This window comes from Mesorhizobium sp. M0296 (genome assembly GCF_040321675.1).
Taxonomy (GTDB): Bacteria; Pseudomonadota; Alphaproteobacteria; order Rhizobiales; family Rhizobiaceae; genus Mesorhizobium.
Genome location: NZ_JAMYRZ010000093.1, coordinates 1 through 2,720 on the forward strand (window position 1 = coordinate 1; position 2,720 = coordinate 2,720).

The following is a 2,720-nucleotide window of genomic DNA, read 5'->3' on the forward strand; positions in this document are numbered from 1 at the left end:
GGCTTCTGGCCGACGCCATGCTCGACAATGCCGCGTTGAAGGATCTTGTGGGAAAGAAATGGTGACGCCCGCGGCCAAGCGGAAACCTTTCCAGCGACCAGATCGATCAACTTCAACGCCGACTGCAACGGACCAGGCGATCAAGGAAAGGTGCATCATGAAGCATTCGCGGAGCCGACAATAGCCGACGCCATTCTCGACCGGATCATCCACAACGCCCATCGCATCACCCTCGAAGGCGACAGCATGAGAAAGCAAAAAACACCGCCGCCCTTGACCGGCGCCGAAAACGGCGAAATCAATCGCAAATGACTTCAACCAGGCAACCGAGCGCCGACCCCATCCTGCTGTCCGCGAATTAGTGAAACTGCTGTCCGCGATTTAGCGGAACGACTGTCCCGTTTTTGCGAAATACGCACGTCCGACGCAGCTTGCGTTGACAGAGGCGGTTTTACGCGCAGTTGCAATAGCACTTCCGCCGGCCTATTTTTGTGGAGTTCAATTGTGGTTCGGCCAAGGGCGCTTTGGGCGCCGGACCGGCCCCGTGTAAACCTCATTAAAGAGAGACGAACCCTGCCATGGAAGAATTCTTATCGCGCATCGCCACTGGTGCCGGCATCGGCCCGGCTCTCGCAGAGAAGGCCGTTGGGTTAATGCTGGGTTTCCTGCAACGCCACGCGGCCGACGGTCCCGTTGCGCGCATGATCGCGGCCATTCCCGGAGCTTCGGAATTAGTGGCGAAGTATCATGGCAACGACCCAGAGGGCGGAGGCGGCCTCATGGGGCTCGGCCAGCAATTGATGAGTGAGGGTCTCAGCATTCTAAAGATCGCCGCCATCGCCAACGAGACGATCGCCTTCGCCAAGGAACATGCCGGCGACGAACTCGTGGACGAGGTCCTCAATTCCGTTCCTGGCCTTCCCCAGTTCGTCTGATCAGCGGCAGCCGGGGGCGCATGACCTCGTGCGCCCGTGCTGGCCCGTCTGCGCAGGTAGGCATTCTCCGCCGAGCGCTCCGTACCGATCTCGCCAGACCACCAACCGCCGGGCACGCGAAGCGAGCGTTGGAGTACTTCATTCGTCTGTCCCAAAATCGACCGCAGGCGAACCGATGTGTATAACTTCCGGCGGTAAGGGTTTATCGTGAACGCTTTCGATGAAGCCCGCGAGATAAGCAAACGTATTGTATTTCTCAAGAACCAACCGCTTCGCCTCTTGTATTGCGCCGCGACGCTCCTTCCAGAGGTCCGAGTCGATGATTTCTTGAATTTTTTGGATTACGTTCTTGTCCTCTGGGTCAATCAGAACCATTGAGTCGGAAGGGAAGAACCTCGTGATTGCCGGGCTGCCGTAATAGATCGGCATTGTTTCAGCAACGAAGCAGTCCATAAGCTTCTCTGTAAAATAGTAATCAGCACGAGTATTCTCGAAAGCTATACTGTAACGGTACGGTGCGAGTGCGTCCCATTTATCTCCAATCAGCCGAAAACCTCGGCCGAACAGGTCAAAATCGAGCTCCTCTCTCAGCCGTTCCAGAAACGCCAGCCGATATCGATGCCCTTTAAGCAGGGCGATGTTACTGGTAATCCATGAGAGCCGAAGCGGCTTGTCCACGACTTCGCTGACCAGAAGTTGGTCATATGTCTTTGTTACAGACCAAGACCGAGTGATAGGTGGAGACAAAACGAATCGGCGCTCTGCATTCTGCCGAGCAGCCAGCTCTGCGTCAGACGTCAGGACGATGGTATTTTTCCCTTGCCCTTCATGAAATGCGCGATGAGCTTTCGTCGGCGGTTCGCCGATTGCAAAAATTGTCCTGTTTGGACTCGCCTCGATATCAACAGGGAGCCCAAAAATAGAAGCAGAGTTAAAGACAATATGCCAATCGGGCGCGAAGGATGTCCTGCGTACAAAAGCGACATTGTTCCAGATTCCACTGCCCTTTGGAGTGAGATGGTGGATTGCATCATCCAAAACGCCCCAAGAATCCAGACATGTAGCAACAATGGGCGCCGGACGTTCCGTCAACAATTTGGTCGACAAAGCAGTTCCACCCCATTCACTTCCGTTGGACCGGGAGCAACTCGTGCATCGGGCGCAAGACCTCTCTGCGCCTGAAATAGCTCGCGATCCTGATCGGTATCAAACACACGATTCTGTGCGACTTCGCGATTCTGTGCGACTTCGCGCCATTCGACAACTCATCTCTAAGACCGCGGGAATCCCTTCACTCGTGAAGGTACTCAATCGCCATTTCGGATTGCGGTAAGATTGGGCAGCATAAACCTTCCGGGACCCGCTGTCGAGGCAATTGTCGCTTTGCACCTAACCAGGTTCTTCCTCACTTTGTGTGGTGATCAGGCCGGTTGAGTGGCAGCATGCGTGCCCTCTAAAATATGGAAGTTGACTACATTCTTATTATTAATCGGGATATACGACCAGTTTAGAGGCGGCTCGCCTCTCACAGGCGACGTTTGCAGCGGCGACGGCAGATCGAGATATTGGCGGGTTGATGCCGGGGCTTTGTCCGAAATCTGTGGTCCGATTTCGGACGAAGTGACGGTCAAGATGTCCGAAACATGCTACGAATTTCGGACAAGCTTCACACACAAAGCGCCGCGGCTTTGCCCGACATCATCGATATCGTCATGCAGATGGGCGATGCCGACCTAGCCTCGTCCCCTCCCCTTCCAGCCATTGCCAATCCCAGCCTGCCTGCGC

General features: G+C 55.2%; 2 protein-coding genes and 1 pseudogene. 2 read left to right on the forward strand and 1 reads right to left on the reverse strand.

Annotation, left to right across the window (positions count from 1 at the left end; genetic code table 11):
• Positions 1-156 precede the first annotated feature (156 nt).
• Positions 157-312: pseudogene (locus NKI97_RS35255) on the forward strand (ATP-binding protein); the annotation flags it as partial.
• Positions 313-578: 266 nt separating this feature from the next.
• Positions 579-935: a hypothetical protein gene (locus NKI97_RS35260; RefSeq protein WP_352453730.1), complete on the forward strand. Its 357-nt coding sequence runs from the start codon at positions 579-581 to the stop codon at positions 933-935.
• Between the two features lie 138 nt (positions 936-1,073).
• On the opposite strand, the gene NKI97_RS35265 is transcribed toward NKI97_RS35260, so the two are convergent.
• Positions 1,074-2,042 carry a glycosyltransferase family 10 domain-containing protein gene (locus NKI97_RS35265; RefSeq protein WP_352453731.1) on the reverse strand — a complete coding sequence of 323 codons (969 nt, stop codon included), beginning with the start codon at positions 2,040-2,042 and terminating at the stop codon, positions 1,074-1,076.
• Between the last annotated feature and the right edge of the window lie 678 nt (positions 2,043-2,720).

What these genes read in the sequence shown, in the direction of transcription:
- NKI97_RS35260 (WP_352453730.1), top strand. Translation starts at nt 579, where the DNA reads ATGGAAGAATTCTTATCGCGCATCGCCACTGGTGCCGGCATCGGCCCG.